Source organism: Streptomyces sp. RPT161, from assembly GCF_027533845.1.
Taxonomy (GTDB): domain Bacteria; phylum Actinomycetota; class Actinomycetes; order Streptomycetales; family Streptomycetaceae; genus Streptantibioticus_A; species Streptantibioticus_A silvisoli_A.
The window spans coordinates 1-15,010 of sequence record NZ_JAPZVN010000001.1; the positions used below are offsets into that span (position 1 = coordinate 1).

13 protein-coding genes and 2 pseudogenes are annotated in these 15,010 nt (G+C 69.6%); 4 read left to right on the forward strand and 11 right to left on the reverse strand.

Annotated elements, in window-relative coordinates; genetic code table 11:
- Positions 1-261: 261 nt before the first annotated feature.
- Complete coding sequence (locus tag O5O46_RS00005) at positions 262-1,134, reverse strand: HpcH/HpaI aldolase/citrate lyase family protein (protein ID WP_269853064.1); 873 nt, start codon at positions 1,132-1,134, stop codon at positions 262-264.
- 8 nt (positions 1,135-1,142) lie between these two features.
- The gene (locus O5O46_RS00010; RefSeq protein WP_269853065.1) at positions 1,143-2,198 is read right to left on the reverse strand and encodes an HpcH/HpaI aldolase/citrate lyase family protein; all 1,056 of its coding nucleotides are present in this window, start codon (positions 2,196-2,198) and stop codon (positions 1,143-1,145) included.
- A 242-nt stretch (positions 2,199-2,440) separates the two neighbouring features.
- Here O5O46_RS00010 and O5O46_RS00015 point away from each other — a divergent pair, with 242 nt between their 5' ends.
- Together O5O46_RS00015 and O5O46_RS00020 are read left to right on the forward strand one after the other, a co-directional pair.
- Positions 2,441-4,216, forward strand: a complete 1,776-nt coding sequence (locus tag O5O46_RS00015; protein WP_269853066.1) for a glycoside hydrolase family 35 protein — start codon at positions 2,441-2,443, stop codon at positions 4,214-4,216.
- Positions 4,217-4,228: 12 nt separating this feature from the next.
- Entirely contained in the window at positions 4,229-5,314 is a 1,086-nt protein-coding gene (locus O5O46_RS00020; RefSeq protein WP_269853067.1) for a hydroxyacid dehydrogenase, read from the forward strand.
- Positions 5,315-5,323: 9 nt separating this feature from the next.
- Here the strand turns inward: O5O46_RS00020 and cimA are convergent, their stop codons facing one another.
- From cimA to O5O46_RS00045, 5 genes and pseudogenes are all read right to left on the reverse strand, one after another.
- Complete coding sequence (gene cimA, locus O5O46_RS00025) at positions 5,324-6,922, reverse strand: citramalate synthase (protein WP_269853068.1); 1,599 nt, start codon at positions 6,920-6,922, stop codon at positions 5,324-5,326.
- A 358-nt stretch (positions 6,923-7,280) separates the two neighbouring features.
- Complete coding sequence (locus O5O46_RS00030; RefSeq protein WP_269853069.1) at positions 7,281-8,174, reverse strand: JmjC domain-containing protein; 894 nt, start codon at positions 8,172-8,174, stop codon at positions 7,281-7,283.
- 26 nt (positions 8,175-8,200) lie between these two features.
- Complete coding sequence (locus O5O46_RS00035) at positions 8,201-8,650, reverse strand: hypothetical protein (RefSeq protein ID WP_269853070.1); 450 nt, start codon at positions 8,648-8,650, stop codon at positions 8,201-8,203.
- 72 nt (positions 8,651-8,722) lie between these two features.
- Positions 8,723-8,959: a DUF397 domain-containing protein gene (locus O5O46_RS00040; protein ID WP_269853071.1), complete on the reverse strand. Its 237-nt coding sequence runs from the start codon at positions 8,957-8,959 to the stop codon at positions 8,723-8,725.
- 268 nt (positions 8,960-9,227) lie between these two features.
- Positions 9,228-9,503, reverse strand: a pseudogene (locus O5O46_RS00045) (recombinase family protein); the annotation flags it as partial.
- A gap of 238 nt (positions 9,504-9,741) precedes the next feature.
- Between O5O46_RS00045 and O5O46_RS00050 the strand changes: the two are divergent.
- Positions 9,742-11,238 (forward strand): XRE family transcriptional regulator, encoded by a 1,497-nt coding sequence (locus O5O46_RS00050; protein WP_269853072.1) that lies wholly within the window; start codon positions 9,742-9,744, stop codon positions 11,236-11,238.
- Positions 11,228-11,848 (forward strand): 2'-5' RNA ligase family protein, encoded by a 621-nt coding sequence (locus O5O46_RS00055; protein ID WP_269853073.1) that lies wholly within the window; start codon positions 11,228-11,230, stop codon positions 11,846-11,848. The genes O5O46_RS00050 and O5O46_RS00055 overlap by 11 nt, the downstream gene beginning before the upstream one ends.
- Positions 11,849-11,950: 102 nt before the next feature.
- On the opposite strand, the pseudogene O5O46_RS00060 reads toward O5O46_RS00055, so the two are convergent.
- From O5O46_RS00060 to O5O46_RS00075, 4 genes and pseudogenes are all read right to left on the reverse strand, one after another.
- Positions 11,951-12,043 (reverse strand): annotated as a pseudogene (locus tag O5O46_RS00060) (HAD family hydrolase); the annotation flags it as partial.
- A 121-nt stretch (positions 12,044-12,164) separates the two neighbouring features.
- Complete coding sequence (locus O5O46_RS00065) at positions 12,165-13,157, reverse strand: phospholipase D-like domain-containing protein (RefSeq protein ID WP_269853074.1); 993 nt, start codon at positions 13,155-13,157, stop codon at positions 12,165-12,167.
- 172 nt (positions 13,158-13,329) lie between these two features.
- Entirely contained in the window at positions 13,330-13,932 is a 603-nt protein-coding gene (locus tag O5O46_RS00070) for a TetR/AcrR family transcriptional regulator (protein ID WP_269853075.1), read from the reverse strand.
- Between the two features lie 31 nt (positions 13,933-13,963).
- Positions 13,964-15,001: an agmatine deiminase family protein gene (locus O5O46_RS00075; RefSeq protein ID WP_269853076.1), complete on the reverse strand. Its 1,038-nt coding sequence runs from the start codon at positions 14,999-15,001 to the stop codon at positions 13,964-13,966.
- Positions 15,002-15,010: the final 9 nt, after the last annotated feature.

Consider the following 15,010-nt stretch of genomic DNA (forward strand, 5'->3'; position numbering starts at 1 on the left):
CGGGCATCGCTCGCGTCGGCTGGCACCTCGTCCACAACGGTCATGTATCGACCTTACGAGCGCGACCCCCGTTTTCCTGGCGTTGACTTCTCACACTGTCAGAAGCGACTTCATGGAGGAACTCCACAGAAGGGGGTGACGAAAGGGCCCCGTGCCAAGCGGACGGGGCCCTGTCGTTTGTACCATTCGCACCAGCCGGGCCGACCGGCCGGGGTGGCCGGCCGGCGGCGAAGACTGGGGTCGGTTCTGGGGTTGTGGGGTTCAGCGACCGGCGACCGCGGCGGCCAGCGCCAGGATCCGGCGGGCCTCCTCGACGTGCAGGTTCTCGATCATCCTGCCGTCCACGGTGACCACACCGCGGCCCTCCCGGGCCGCCTCCTCGAACGCCTCGATGATCCGCCGGGACCGTTCGACCTGCTCCGGCGAGGGCGCGAAGATCCGGTTGCACGGCTCGACCTGCGCCGGGTGGATCAGCGTCTTGCCGTCGAACCCGAACTGCCGTCCCTGGACGCACTCGGCCTCGAAGCCTTCGAGGTCCTTCACGTCGTTGTAGACACCGTCCAGGATCACCTTGCCGGTCTCCCTGGCCGCCAGCAGTGCCAGCGACAGACCGGTGAGCAGCGGGGCGCGGCCCGGGACGTGCTCCGCGTGCAGTTCCTTGGCCAGGTCGTTGGTGCCCATCACCAGTACGGTGAGCCGTTCGCTGGCCGCCGCCACCGCTCGGGCGTCCAGCATCGCCCGCGGGGTCTCGACCATCGCCCAGATCGCGGTGCGGTCCGGGGCGCCCGCCGCCTCCAGGGCACGCTCGACCTCGCGCACCGTCTCGGCGGAGTCGACCTTGGGGACGACCACGGCGTCCGGGCCGGCCTCGGCGGCGGCCCGCAGGTCGTCGGCGTGCCAGGCGGTGCCGGGGCCGTTGACCCGGATGGTCACCTCGCGGTGGCCGTACTCTCCGGAGGCCGCCGCGGCGGCGACCCGCTTGCGGGCGTCGGCCTTGGCGTCGGGGGCGACCGCGTCCTCCAGGTCGAGGATGAGGGCGTCGGCCGGGAGGGACTTGGCCTTCTCCAGGGCGCGTTCGTTGGCACCGGGCATGTACAGCACCGAACGGCGCGGTCGCGGACTCGCGTTGGACATGGTGCGGGTCACTCCTTCTCGGCAGCCGCGTAGGCGTCCGCCAGCTCGGGGTCGCGGGCGGCGAGCTCGTCCGCCAGTCGTGCCACCACCTGGCACTGCTTGTAGGTGGCGTCGTCCTGCATCTTGCCGTCGATCATCACCGCGCCGGTACCGTCGCCCATCGCGGCGATCACCCTGCGGGCCCAGGCGACGTCGGCGGGCGCCGGCGAGAACACCTTCTTGGCGATGTCGATCTGCACCGGGTGCAGGCTCCACGCCCCGACGCAGCCGAGCAGGAAGGCGTTGCGGAACTGGTCCTCGCAGGCGACGGTGTCCCGGATGTCGCCGAACGGCCCGTAGTACGGCAGGATCCCGTGCGCGGCGCAGGCGTCGACCATGCGGGCGATGGTGTAGTGCCACAGGTCCTGCTGGTAGGTGGCGCGCGGCTGGTCTTCGCCCCGGGGGTCCTCGCGCACCAGGTAGCCGGGGTGGCCGCCGCCGACCCGGGTGGTCTTCATCCGGCGGCTGGCCGCCAGGTCGGCCGGGCCGAGCGAGATGCCCTGCATCCGCGGACTGGCTCCGGCGATCTCCTCGACGTTGGCCACGCCGGTGGCGGTCTCCAGGATGGCGTGCACCAGGATCGGCCGCTGGACGCCCGCCTTGGCCTCCAGCTGGGCGAGCAGCCGGTCGACGTAGTGGATGTCCTCGGCGCCCTCGACCTTCGGCACCATGATCACGTCGAGCTTGTCGCCGATCTCGGTGACCAGGGTGACCAGGTCGTCCAACACCCACGGCGAGTCAAGGCTGTTGACCCGGGTCCACAGCTGGGTGTCCCCGAAATCGGTGGTTCTGGCGATGCCGACCAGACCGCTTCGCGCCGCCTCCTTGCGGTCCGCCGCGACCGCGTCCTCCAGGTTGCCGAGCAGAACGTCGACGGTGGGCGCGATGGCGGGGACCTTCGCCGCCATCTTCTCGTTGCCGGGGTCGAAGAAGTGGATCATCCGGGACGGCCGGAACGGCACTTCCCGTACCGGGGCGGGGGCCCCGACGGCCAGTGGGCGGAAGAAGTCCTTCGGAGAGCGCATCGAGTCTCCCTGGTCGGATCGAGGGGTGCGGGTCGCCGCCCGTCCCGGCGGCACCATCCGGCGTTCACTCTAGGGGTGACGGCCCGGTTACGTTACTGGTCAGTACGTGTGCTGTTGGTCACCGCGCGGGACCATCCCGCCACGCCCGGCGGAGTGCGCCGATGCCTGATCCGGTGGCGGCCGCCGCCATAGAGTGCGATGCACAGCACGTGCCACCGCACCCGACCGACGCTGGAGCGCCCGTGTCGTCCTTCCGCATCGTCCCGTCCGGCTTCGAACTCGACGGCCGCCCGCTGCGCGTGCTCTCCGGCGCGCTGCACTACTTCCGGGTGCTGCCCGAGCAGTGGCCGCACCGGCTGCGGATGGTGCGCGCCCTGGGGCTCAACTGCGTGGAGACGTACGTCCCGTGGAACCTGCACGAGCCGCGGCCCGGCCGCTTCGACTTCACCGGGATCGCCGACGTCGAGGCGTTCCTGACCGCCTCGGCCGAGGCGGGGCTGTACGCGATCGTCCGGCCCAGCCCGTACATCTGCGCCGAGTGGGAGAACGGCGGGCTGCCCTGGTGGCTGCTGGCCGACCGCGAGGTGCGGCTGCGGGTGTCGGACGCCGCCTATCTGGCGCACGTGCGGCGCTGGTACGACGAGCTGCTGCCGCGGCTGGCCGCCCACCAGATCACCCGGGGCGGCAATGTGCTGATGATGCAGGTGGAGAACGAGTACGGGTCGTACGGCAGCGACACCGCGTACCTGGAGCGGCTGCGCACGATGATGCGCGAACGCGGCGTGGACGTACCGCTGTTCACCTCCGACGGCCCCGAGGACGCCCCGCTCACCGGTGGCTCGCTGACCGGTGCCGTCGCCACCGTCAACTTCGGCAACCACCCGGAGGACGCCTTCGCGGAGCTGGCCCGGCTCCGGCCGGACGATCCGCCGATGTGCATGGAGTTCTGGTGCGGCTGGTTCGACCACTGGGGCGAGAAGCGGGCGCTGCGCGATCCGCGGGACGCCGCCGACACCCTGCGCCGGATCCTGGACCTGGGGGCCTCGGTCAACATCTACATGGCGCACGGCGGCACCAGCTTCGGCACCTGGGCCGGGGCCAACCGCGGCGGTCCGGCACACGACGGCCCGTACCAGCCGATGGTGACCTCCTATGACTACGACGCCCCGATCGACGAACGCGGAGCGCCGACGCCCAAGTTCTGGGCGTTCCGGGAGGTGCTCACCGGGTTCGCCGAGGCCGCCCCGCCGGAGCCCGAGCAACTCCCCGCGCTGCTGCCGCCGAGCCGTGTCGAACTCACCGACGCGGTAAGGCTGTTCGACCTGTTGGACGCCATCGCCACCCCGGCCGTGCACTCCCCCGTACCACCGTCGTTCGAGGACCTCGGGCTGGCCCACGGGCTGGCGCACTACGAGGCGCATGTGCCGGGGCCGCGCACCGAGTACCCGCTGGTGCTGGAGGGCCTGGCGGACCGGGCGCACGTCTATCTGGACGGCCAGCCGCTCGCGGTGCTGGAGCGGGACGAGGAAGACGACCTTCCGCAGATCTCCGTCGGCTCCTCGGGCACCCGGCTGGAACTGCTGGTGGAGTCGATGGGCCGGGTCGACTACGGGCCGCGGCTGGGCGACCGCAAGGGGCTGGCCGCGGTACGGCACGGCCAGCAGTACGTGCACGGGTGGACGGTGCGCACCGTACCGCTGGGCGGGCCGCTGCCCGACCTGCCGTGGGGCGCCTCGGCGGCCGGTACGACGGGCCAGCGGCCGGGGCCGGTCTTCTACCGCGCCGGTCTGGAGGTCACCGAGCCCGGCGACGCCTATCTGGCCGTGCCCGGCGGCGCCAAGGGCTATGTGTGGGTCAACGGCTTCTGTCTCGGCCGGTACTGGGAGCGGGGCCCGCAGCGCACCCTGTACCTGCCGTGGCCGCTGCTGCGCCCGGGCCGCAACGAGATCGTGGTGCTCGAACTCGACGGCCTGCGGGACCGGTTCGTGGAGATCCGCGACGAACCCGACCTCGACTGAGGAGCCGCGCGGATGCCGCACCGCCCGCAGGAAAGCCCACCGAGGCAGCCGTACCTTCCGCCGGAAGGTACGGCGGGGAGCCCGCGCCGTCCGCACGCCGTCCTCGCCATAAGCCGGGCGGTGCGCGAGGCACTGCTGGACCACGCGGCGCTGCGGCGGCTGCGCCGCGTCGCCCACGTGGACCCAGAGCTGCTGATCAGCTCCCCCGCCGACTTCACCGGTCCCAGGCACACCGCCCGACTGGCCACCGCGGAGGCGCTGTTCACCTGCTGGGGCTGCCCGCCGCTCACCGCGCAGGCACTGGCCCTGATGCCCCGGCTGCGCACCGTGGTGCACGCGGCAGGTTCGGTCAAGGAGCACATCACCGAGGCGTGCTGGGAGCGCGGGCTCACCGTCTCCTGCGCGGCGGCGGCCAACGCGCTGCCGGTCGCCGAGTACACCGTCGCCGCGATCCTCTTCTCCGGCAAGCGGATCCTGGAGTTCGCCCGGGCCTACCGCGCCGGGCGCACCCCGCCGGACGGGCTCGTCGGGCGCGCGGACCTGGGCAACTACCGCCGTACCGTGGGCGTGGTCGGCGCCTCGCGGGTCGGCCGCCGGGTGATCGAGCTGCTGCGCCCGTTCGACCTGCGGGTACTGGTGTACGACCCGTACCTGCCCGGGGACGCGGCACGCCGACTCGGCGCGGAGCCGGTGGAGTTGGACGAACTGGCCCGGCGCAGCGACATCGTCACGCTGCACGCGCCCGCGCTGCCGCACACCCGGCATCTGTTCGACCGCGCCCGGCTGGCGCTGCTGCCGGACGGCGCGACCTTGATCAACACCGCCCGGGGCTGCCTGGTGGACACCGAGGCGCTCACCGAGGAACTGGTGCGGGGCAGGCTGTACGCGGTGCTCGACCACACCGAGCCGGAAGTGCCGCCCGCCGGCTCACCGCTGTACGAGCTGCCGAACGTGCTGCTCACCCCGCATGTCGCCGGGTCGCTCGGCAACGAGCTCGGCCGGTTGGCGCATGCCGCGATCGACGAGCTGGAGCGCTACGCCGCCGGACTGCCGTACGCCCAGCCGGTCACCCGGGGGATACTGACCCACTCGGCGTGAGCCACCGGCTCAGCACTCCTGCGGCTCGGCCCCGGCGCGGATCAGGCCGTAGGTGTAGGCGTCGTCCAGCGCCTGCCAGGACGCGGCGATCACGTTCTCGCCGACGCCGACCGTGGACCACTCTCCGCGCCCGTCGCTGGTGGAGACCAGCACCCGGGTGGTGGACTCGGTGCCGTGCCGTCCCTCCAGGATGCGGACCTTGTAGTCGACCAACTCCATGTGGGCCAGCGCCGGATAGACGCCTTCGAGCCCGGCGCGCAGCGCGCGGTCCAGCGCGTCCACCGGGCCGTTGCCCTCGCCGGTGGCGACGATCCGCTCGCCCTTCGCCCACAGCTTCACCGTCGCCTCGTTGACCTGGACGCCGTCCGGCCGCTGCTCCACGATGGCCCGCCAGGACTCCACCCGGAAGAAGCGGGTGGCCTCGCCGCGCACCTCGTCGCGCAGCAGCAGTTCGAAGGACGCGTCGGCGGCCTCGTAGGTGTACCCGGCCAGTTCGCGCTCCTTGACCCGCTCAACGACCCGTCCGGCCAGTTCGCGGTCGCCGGTGAGGTCGTAGCCCAGTTCCTTGCCCTTCAGCTCGATGGAGGCGCGGCCGGCCATGTCGGAGACGAGCATCCGCATGGTGTTGCCGACCAGTTCGGGGTCGATGTGCTGGTACAGGTCCGGGTCGACCTTGATCGCGGAGGCGTGCAGCCCGGCCTTGTGCGCGAAGGCGGAGACTCCCACGTACGGCTGATGGGTGGCCGGGGTGAGGTTGACGACCTCGGCGATGGCGTGCGAGATCCGGGTCATCTCGGCGAGCGCGCCCTCGGGCAGCACCCGCCTGCCGTACTTCAGCTCCAACGCGGCGACCACCGGGAAGAGGTTGGAGTTGCCGACCCGCTCGCCGTAGCCGTTGGCGGTGCACTGCACGTGGGTGGCGCCCGCGTCGACCGCGGCGAGGGTGTTGGCGACCGCGCAGCCGGTGTCGTCCTGGGCGTGGATGCCCAGCCGGGCGCCGGTGTCGGCGAGCACGGTGCGGACCACGGCGGCGACCTGGGCGGGCAGCATGCCGCCGTTGGTGTCGCACAGCACGACGACGTCCGCCCCTGCCTCGTGCGCGGTGCGCACCACCGACTTGGCGTACTCCGGGTTGGCCCGGTAGCCGTCGAAGAAGTGCTCGCAGTCCACGAAGACCCGCCGCCCCTGCTCCCGCAGATAGCTCACCGTCTCCCGCACCATCGCGAGGTTCTCCTCCAGCGTGGTGCGCAGCGCCAGCTCGACGTGCCGGTCGTGCGACTTGGCGACGAGGGTGATCACCGGTGCCCCCGACTCCAGCAGCGCGGCGACCTGCGGGTCCCCGTCGGCCCGTACCCCGGCCCTACGGGTGGCGCCGAAGGCGACGAGTTGCGCGTGCCGGAAGTCGATCTCCTCGGACGCCCGCTGGAAGAACTCGGTGTCCCGCGGGTTGGCCCCCGGCCACCCGCCCTCGATGAACCCCACCCCGAACTCGTCCAGGTGCCGGGCGATCGCCAGCTTGTCGGCGACGGAGAGGTTGATGCCCTCACGCTGCGCGCCGTCGCGCAGCGTGGTGTCGAACACATGGAAGCTGTCGTCGGGCAGCGTCATGGTGGTGCACTCCTGTCGAGTGTGTGGTTTGCGGAACAACCAACTCCACTTGCCCCCAATGATCCCTCGCGCTTCGCTACCCGGTGCGGTTGGTCCAGGAAACGAAAAAACCTCTCGCGGATGCGAGAGGTCTGCGCGCGGGTCTGGGACACGGCGCCGCCACCACGGTGTACACGATGACGGCCACTGCGGACCGGCGCGCCTAGCCAATAATCATGGCGAAGGACACGGGGGCAGTCTGGCACACGCACACGTCCGCGCGGACGACCGTCTCAGGATGCGGGCGATTCGCCCGTGCCCGCCCCCGCACCCCCCGGCTCCGGTATCGCCCGCGGACGACGGGCAGGTCCCTCACCACCTATCCGGCAGCGCCTGCCCCCTCGCTCACTGCTGCCTGCCGAACCCGCTCCGCGGCCAGCACGGGATCGAGATGCTGGAGGAAACGGATCGCCATTCCCCGGGCACCCAGCAGGTCGGCTTCGAGGCCTCCGGCCAACGCCGCCGGTGGCACCCCGGCCCGGAACGAGGGGTCATCGACCGCCAAGCCGATGAGTTGCTGCGCCACCCACAACCAGGACCGCTCCTTGAGGGCGAACGTCAGATGGAAGCTGGTCTCCCCGCCAACCGCGTAGGGGCTGTGTATCCATCCCCTGGGCAGCACCAGCGTGTCACCGGGCGCCAACTCGAACTCGGTGTCCGGCGAAGACGTCTCCAGTCTTTTCTGAAGGTCGGGAGTCCACATCCGAGGCGACGACAGGAACTCCCCCATCGGCTGATCAACCGCCGGCCGCCACAACGGCCACCGTTTGCGGCCTGTGATCTGTGCGATGACACCTGTGAACTGGTCCCAGTGGTGTGTCAGCCCTTGGTGACCCGGCGGGGTGATGATCGCGCTGACGTGGTTCGGGTAGCCCGTCTCCTGCTGGATCTTCCGTGTCATCCGGGCCAGGAAGGGAATCGAGCGCTGGATTTCACGCAGGTTCACCGTGTAACCGTCGTCGAGCAGGGTGCGCAGCCTCCCCGGGATCACCGTGCCGCCTCGCGTGTATCGGCCCGGATGCACGGCTTGGCCGTTCCTGACCACTGCCACGTACTGGGGACAGAGACAGTCGTAGTCGATGTACGCGTCTATCAGGGACAGCGTCACATCGCGGTCCAGTTCCGTTGTGCCTCGCCGACGCACGCCTGGCTCAGTCGGCCACGACTTCAGTACCTCGTCCGTCTCGTTCGGTAAGAGCAGCTTCAGCGACATCGGTCGTCTCCTCGGCTCCGCGTCGATCACCTGGGAGGAAGGGGGCAGGGGATCTCGGGGTGGAAGTGGTTGGGACAGCACACGACCGAAAAGGACGCCAGGCTCGCGGACTTGAGGTAGTAGACCCAGGACACATCCACTCCTCGGGGAAGGACATCCATCGCGTATTCCGTCTTTGTTTCACGGCCGGTGTACGCGCGCCTACCGTCGTCCCGCTCGAACGGCGGGTTCTCCGCATACGTCTTTTCCAACCACGCCACCGCAGTTTCGGGGTTGGTCCAGGTGCGATCGGCCGCGGTCTGACTCCGGCGCAGCAGCCAGTGGCCGTTCATCATCGGCGGCATGTCGGAGGCAAGGAAGGAGCGTGTCTGCTCATCAGAGGCGAGGCGCCCTGGGCGGCGCATGCCTTCGTTGCCGTAGGCGTCTCTGCTGCCGATCCACGGCCCGTACCCATGCCAGTGTCCCTGCCAGTTCATGCGGCCCCTTCCTGAGCGGGTGGGGCCACCCCAAGCCGAACAGGGGCGGCCCACGGGTGCGAGTGGTGCTGGCTAGAACGCGAGCCCCCTCAGCGCGGCCCAGCCACGGACGAACGCGTCCAACTCCGCCGCCGTGGCTCGAAGTTCCCGGCCGACGCCCTCGGGCTTGTCGTCATGCAGGATGTAGGCGCCCGTCGCACCGGGGATCTCGGCGACAGCAAGACACGTCTCGTGCTCGCCGCCGAGGTTGCCGCCGCAGAACGTGGTGAATTCCGCGCCCTTCGCGGGCAGCGTGTAGAGGTCCGCCATGGGATACACCTCCGTGGTTACCTGTGCCATGCGAAGAGACGGTCTCCGCGCCGTCACGCACTTGCCACCCGCCCGGCCTGTCGATCTGACCAGCGCTGTCCGGCCGGTACGGGAATCTGTGGGCATCACGCCGTGATCTGGATTCCGCTGAGTCGGGCACGCTGTACCCAGGTGCCGTCCGCAAGGCGCTTCTCGCCGGTGCAGGCTTCGACCCAGGCGCTGAGGCGCAACACACGCCGGATGAGCGTTCCGCGGCTTCCGGGTCGCGGCTCAGCCTGTCCCAGTCGTTGACGAGACATACACGGGGCGCGTCGGCGCCCGCGGACCGGATGGTGTTCAGCATCGCCTCGAACGCCGGCCTTCGGTCGTTCGTGAGCGCATCGCCGCCCTTGTCAGCGAACCAGCCACCAAGCTGCCAGCCCTGAGCATCGGCGTAATGCGCACACGTTGCCAGCCGGAGTTCGAGGGTGGTGGTGTCCAACGTCAAGTGGCGGTCGTAGATGAACGCCAAGGTGGCTGCGGCCGGTTGTGTTTGCACTCTCATGAGGGGCCTCGTTCGTCATGGTCCAGGGACGTGACCACGATGACTGGTCGACGGGCGGCCCGTCACGGGCAGCGATGTCCAAGAATGCTGGACTCCGCAGGCCCAGCTGACCTGGGATAACGCTTGAGGAAGGGAAGGCGGTTGGACAGATCGTCACTCCAACCATCGGGCCATGAGGCCGCTACGCGTAAACCGGTCGGCTACTGTGAGTTCACACCGCCCGTGCATGGAGGCCGTGATGACCCCTCAGCACAAACCCGGTTCGAAGGCTTCCCGAGACGCTCTCCGCCAGGAAATGACTGCCACGGGCTGCCGCACAGCCGAGATCGCCGTCGAGATGCGCGCACGCTGGCGCATGCGGCCCCGCGAGGCGTGGCGGCACTCCCTGGGGTGGACGCTGCAAGAGGCTGCGGATCGACTCAACGCACTCGGCACGGAACGTCCGGGCGAGGCGGTCGCCGCTGATGCGAGTCTCCTGGGGAAATGGGAAAAGTGGCCCGGGCCTTCCGAGCGTCGCCCGACCCTTGCAGTCCTGGTACTCCTCGCCCAGCTCTACGGGTGCGATGTCGAAGACCTCCTCGACCTGGACGACCTTCGCGAGCTCCCCGCCAACGACCTGCGCGTCCTTCGGCACACGGCCTCGGTCGCCCAGCCGCGCAAGAACGAAACCACCAAGGCTCCATCGGCGGAGGTGCCACCGACTGGCGTTGAGCTCGTACGGTCCGCCGCCGCAGAGTCGGCGGCCTGGGCTCAGTGGGCGGAAGTATCCAACGTTGGCGACATAGCACTTGAGCAACTGATGGCCGACGCACGGTCGTTGGCGGCCGATTACCTCACCGACGAACCGATGGACCTGTTCCGACGCACCCGGGTCCTGCGTGACCGCGTGTTCGCGCTACTCGAAGGGCATCAGCATCCGCGCCAGTCCGCAGACCTGTACGTGGCGGCCGGGTACTTGTGCGGCCTCCTTGCCTGGATGTCTTCGGATCTCGGCCAACTGCGGGAGGCGGACACCCAGGGCCGTACGGCGTGGTTGTGCGCCGATCTGGCCGGACACAACGACCTTCGAGCGTGGGCTCTGTCAACCCGCTCGAAAATCCCCTTCTGGGACGGCAGGTTGAAGGACGCCGTCACCCACGCCCGCCACGGCGCCAGCTACCACCCCGGCGGAACCGTCGGAGTCCTCCTGGCCTGCCAGGAGGCCGACGCCTGGTCCATGATCGGAGCACGGGCCGAGGCCCAACAAGCCCTGGACCAAGCCGACACCGCGCGGGACCGTGTCACGGGAACCGACGACATTGGTGGCCTGTTCTCCTGCCCCGAATTGCGGCGCGCCAACTACGCGTCATCGGTCCACCTCCGGACTGGCGATCCAGCGCGGGCCCTCAACGAGGCCCACGAAGCCCTTGTCAATGAGCCGTTCCACGCCTATGGCACCACCGCTCAGATGCATATCTCCGAGGCCGCAGCACACATCGCGCTGCGGTGCCCGGACGGCGCGGCTGAGGCGTTGCGCCCCGTCCTCGCACTGCCACCGGAACGCCGCATGACTCCCGTGACGACCCGGATGCGGGAACTGAGCGAAACGATCGCCAGGTCCACGATGGTCGACAGTTCAACAGCCATCGCCCTGCGGGAGGAGATCCAGGGCTTCGTTACCGAGTCGGCGCCGCGACGCGTTGCGCTCTCGTCAAGGGAGGCGGGGCCTGATTGGATCCAGGGCCATGGGCACTGACCACGGAGACATGGCGAACCATTGGTGGTGGCGGCCCGGTTGGAAGCCTGGCCGCAAGTTCTACACATGGCACCTCACTTTTCAAGGCGCCGCCGACGTCCACCGCCTGGCTGCGGCGTACCGTCGGTGCCTCGCGGACGTCACAGGCCTCGACCTGGTGCCTGACCAGTGGCTGCACCTGACGATGCAAGGCCTCGGCTTCACTGACGAGGTTTCAGAGAAAGACGCACTCGCGATCGTCGACGCGGCAACGGTACGCCTTGCGCATATCCCGGCTTTCGACCTGACCCTCAACCGACCTCAGATCACGCCCGAGGCGATCCGGTGGGATGCCGAACCAAGGCAGGGGCCAGCCGCTGTACGATCTGCGGTCCGTGCGGCCATCGGCGCCGTCTGGGAAGACGTTCCGGAGAACGCCGACGGGTTCACACCACACGTATCGATCGCCTACAGCAACGACGACGGCCCCGCAGCACCGATCGCCGAGGCACTCGCCTCGGTGAACGAACCGACCGCGACGGCTCGTATCGAGCAGGTCGAGCTGATTGTGCTGAACCGGGATCGCCGGATGTACGAGTGGGAGCCCTTCGCCCATGTGCCGCTCGGTTGAACTGGCCTTGCCGGTATCACACGTGACACGCGCAGCCCGAGCGTTCCCTCTCACAACGGATCAGCCGTTGCCAGGGGCCACGTCGAATGGTGGCTGTGTGTAGGCGGGACGTACATCGGGGTAGAGGTCACTCTCCTCCATGCGCTCACCGCGGCCGGCCGCCTCACGAGCGGCGTATTCGGCTTGGATGCCGATGAGCGTCTCGCCGATGTGAACACGGCAGCCTTGATCATGTCCGGCATGGTAGACGGGGGACGGCCGCGCTCCGCTTGGCGGAGCGCGGCCGTGGGGTCAACGAGCCGTTACCGCAAGGCCGTCACGACCAGGTCGTACCGCCCGCGAAGTCCTTCGCTATCACCTTCTGGACGCCGTCTGCGATCTTGGTGTCCTGGAGGATGATGCCCAGCTCGCGGTTCTTGTTGAGGGAGGTGTTGGAGAAGTTCTCCGAGCCCACGAAGACCTTCTCCTGCGCCGTGCCCTGGTCGGCGACGATCGCCTTGGCGTGGATGTACAGGGGCGCCGAGGCGGCGTACGTGCTGACCTTCACGCCCGCCGAGGTGAGGGTGTCGAACTCGCTGGCGTAGGTGTTGCCGGTGTTGCTCATCACGACCTCGACCTGGACGCCGCGCTGGGCCGCCGCGGTGAGGGCGTTGACCACGGTGGCGTCACCCATCTCCTGGTTCTCCACGTACAGGTTGGTCTGCGCGCCGTTGATCAGTGCGAGGAGTTGGGACTGCGAGTCGGTCGGGGACCACACCAGGTGGTCGCCGTCGCCGGGGGTGACGGACTTCGTCGCGTAGTCGGCGTTGAAGACCTTCTCGATCGCGGAGACATCGGCGCTGTCGGTGTCGGTGACCGTGTAGTTGCGGTCGGCCGCGTAGTACTTCGAGGTCATGTTGCCGCTCATGATGACGGCCTGGGTGCCGTCGACGACCATCGTCTTCTCGTGCGTGAAGTAGTACGCGCTGCTCGACCAGGCCACTGCGACGCCGTTGTTCTTCAGGTACGTGTACGTGCTGGAGTTGGTGGACTTCCGGCGCTTGTCCAGGATCACGCGGACCCTGACGCCCGCCTTCTCCTTGGCCACCAGGTCCTTCTGGGCGGTGGTGTCGACCAGTTCGTACATCGTCAGGTCGATGCTCTTGTGGGCCGAGTTGATCAGGTCGTAGATCGGCTGGATGCCCTGGTCGGGCTGGACGATCAGGGAGTACGCGCCGGAGGCGGCGTGCGAGGTGGGGGCGGTCAGGGCGAGGGCCGCGGAGGCGGCGACGGTGGCGGTTGCCAGCCGGACTAACCGGATACGGCGCATGCTTCCTCCAAGTGTGGGGGGTGAAGAGGCATCGCGGCGATGCCGCGCCATGCGTACAGCGCGGACATGACAACCGTATGGCTGGACGTCGACATGTGAATGACGCGCGTAGAGTTTTGGCCCTGGCTTTACCGGACTCACAGGGTTCGTTTACAGCCGGCCCGAGGCCGCCTCAGCGCCCCAGCGAATCCGTCACGAACTCCCCCACGTGCCCCAGCACTTGCTCCCGCTGCGCTCCCGGCAAGCCCACCACCAGATGGGTGCCGAAGCCGTCGAGCAGCGCGCGCATGCGGATGGCGAAGCGTTCCGCGTCCACGGTGCGGAACTCGCCGTGCGAGATGCCCTCGGCGACCAGGGCCACCAGATCGCGGTGCCAGACCAGTTCGAGGTCGAGTTGGCGGCGCAGCGCCTCCTCGGTCGGGTGGGAGCGGTTCCACACCTCGGACCACAGCACCCAGCGCGGATCGCGCGGGCCGTCGGGCAGGTAGAGGTCCACGAACGCGTCCAGCCGCTCCCGCACCGGAGCCCGCCTGGAGAGCACCGCCCGGCGCTCCACGCCGAGCTGCTCCTCGCTCCACTCCAGGGTCTGCAGCAGCAGTTCGTCCTTGCTGCCGAAGTAGTACATGACGTGCCCGCTGCTCATGCCGACCTCGCGGCCGAGCCCGGCGATCGTCAGCTCGGCGAGGCCGCGCTCGGCGATGGCCGTCATCGCGGCGGCCATCACCTGCTCCCGGGGCTGCTTCAGCCGTCGCCTGGGGCGGACGGGTCCGGGCACCGCGACCTCCGAGTTCGGTCCGCCGGGTGGATCACACCCGGGGCTGCTGCTGTGTGATGCAGTGGATGCCGCCGCCGTGGGCGAAGATCTCACGGGCGTCGACCAGGACCACCTCGCGCTGCGGGAACAGCCGCGCGAAGATCTCCGCGTTGCGTTCGTCCGCCGGATCGTCGAAGCCGCACAGCACGACGCCGCCGTTGCACAGGTAGTGGTTGACGTAAGAGTAGTCGACCGGTTCGCCGTCGACCTCGGTGACGGCGGGGGCGGGCAGCTCGACCACCTCAAGACTGCGGCCCCGGGCGTCGGTGGCGCCCCTCAGCAGCGCGATGACCTCGCGGGAGACCTCGTGGTCGGGGTGTGCCGGGTCCTGCTGGCTGTGCACCACGACCACCCCGGGCCGGGCGAACGCGGCGACGATGTCGACATGGCCCCGGGTGCCGAACCTGCCGTAGTCGGCGGTGAGCCCGCGCGGCAGCCAGATCGCCTTGGACGTGCCCAGGAAGGCGTGCAGCTCCTCCTCGACCTCCTCGCGGGTCCAGCCGGGGTTGCGCCCCGGGTCGAGCTGCACGGTCTCGGTGAGCAGCACCGTGCCCTCGCCGTCGACATGAATGCCGCCGCCCTCGTTGACCAGCTTGGACGAGTAGCGGCGGGCACCGGCCAGCTCCGCCACCCGCGCGCCGACCTCGGCGTCCAGGTCCCAGCGGGCCCACTCCTGGCCGCCCCAGCCGTTGAACGTCCAGTCGGCGGCGGCCAGTTGGCCGCCGCCCACCAGGAAGGTGGGTCCCATGTCCCGCATCCACGCGTCGTTGAGCGGCAGTTCGACCACCTTCACCCCGTATCCGCCCAGCTGCGCGCGGGCGCCCTGCGCGTCGCCCGGCGCGGCCACCATGGTCACCGGCTCGAAGCGGGCCACCGCCTTGGCCACCGCACCCCACGCCGCCCGTGACGCGGCGAGGTCCTCGGCGTCGTCGAAGGTGATGGACGACGAGGGCCAGGCCATCCAGGTGAGGTCGTGCGGCGCCCACTCGGGGGGCATGCGGAAGCCGTCGGCTGCGGGCAGTGCGGTCATGGATGGCTG